Source organism: Oleiphilus sp. HI0043, assembly GCF_001634935.1.
Genome location: NZ_LWEY01001249.1, coordinates 1 through 1567 on the forward strand (window position 1 = coordinate 1; position 1567 = coordinate 1567).

Here is a 1567-nt window from a genome sequence, read left to right on the forward strand (position 1 = left end):
TTCACGCCAATTCGTTAAATTTGGCGGCACAATGGATGCTATTGGCGCGATTACCTCCCAGAAAGGCCTTGAACTCGCCTTGGGTACGTTGGCTCGTCCTCGTGCCGGTAAGTTGATGACCCAGGGTAATTACGAAGTGGTTGCAACTTTTCCGGTAGGGTCAATGTTTGCCTTTGTAAATGACCGATCGATAGAAAGTATCGATGACTTTGCTGGTAAAAAACTGGCAATTCTTAATGGAGACCCCCAGGCTAAAAAGTTTGCCGACTTGGCGGGTGCTTCTCCCTTCAATGTTTCTCTGACCACTTTTGCAGGGCAATTCAATAATGGTAATGTCGATATTTTGTTGATGCCAGCTTTGGCCTATAACACATTTGAGCTATACAACGGATTAGGTGACAAGGGCGGGATAATTGATTACCGACTTTATTATGGCATGCTGCAAACAATCGCTAAGCGTGATCAATTCCCTGAGGTATGTTCCAGGAACCGAAAAGCCAGAAAGCGTGAGTGCGTTAGCTTTGGCCACAAAATGCGTAATTATATCCTGACACGAATGGATGATATGGAACGAATGGTTAAGGATGCTGAGAATGAAATACCTCAAAACTACTGGATCGAGATTAGTCAGTTTACTAAGGATGATATTGATCATTTCAGTAAACGTGTACGCATGGCACTAAAGGCAGACAAGGTCAATCATCCTACGGCACTTAAGTTACTCTGGAAAATTCGTTGCCGTCTGGATCGTTCTCGTGGCGAGTGTGCTGCAAACGCTAAACCAGAATAGCTACTTGATGAATAAGAAAGCCCCTACAAATTATCCTTTGTAGGGGCTTTTTTGTTGGGTTTTAGTTTGGAGTAGAAGTAAGGATGTTTTCTGTGCCTTGCTTACCCGCAGTCTTCTCTTCCAGCTTGAGTAGAATTGCGGGTAGCGCTATAAAGTCGAATATCAGTGCTAGCGTAATCGTTGTTGCAGTGAAGATACCCATGTGGGCGTTCATGTTGAAGTTGGACAATGCAAGCACCATAAACCCTGCGACTAAAACGAAGGTTGTCACCCAAAGTGCAGTACCAACGGTTGCGAAAGCATATTGCACCGCTTGCTCGCTAGTATAGCCTTTCTCACGCCTAGCCCTTCGATACTTGCTTAAAAAGTGGACGGTATCATCAACGACGATACCCAGGACCATACCTGTTGCGGTACCTACGGATATGCCAACATTACCGTTGAAGATACCCCACAAACCAAATGCAGCACCAATAGGTATAAGGTTAGGGATTAGGCTAACCAAGCCCAGTTTGACTGACCTGAGTACGATCACCATGATGATACAAATTAGTATCAATGCATAACTTACCCCCGAAACCATACTCATAACGTTTCGCTCACCGATATGAGAGAACATGATATTCGGGCTCGCAGCATAGAACTCAGTAATATCGGTATTTGTCTCAAGCCATTCAGCAATATCCTTTTCAAGCGCTAAGGTTTTGTAGCTTGGTATATTGTTTAGTACAACAGTTAGTTTGATAGATGATTTATCTACGTTTAACTGGTTGTTGA

General features: G+C 43.8%; 2 protein-coding genes. One reads left to right on the top strand and one right to left on the bottom strand.

What is annotated here, in order from left to right:
* Positions 1 to 790, top strand: a 790-nt coding sequence (locus tag A3729_RS15545; protein WP_068634052.1) for a putative solute-binding protein, incomplete at its 5' end; no start/stop codon positions are given.
* A 61-nt stretch (positions 791 to 851) separates the two neighbouring features.
* Here A3729_RS15545 and A3729_RS15550 read toward each other — a convergent pair.
* The coding region (locus A3729_RS15550) for an efflux RND transporter permease subunit (RefSeq protein ID WP_156497972.1) at positions 852 to 1567 on the bottom strand (716 nt) is incomplete at its 5' end.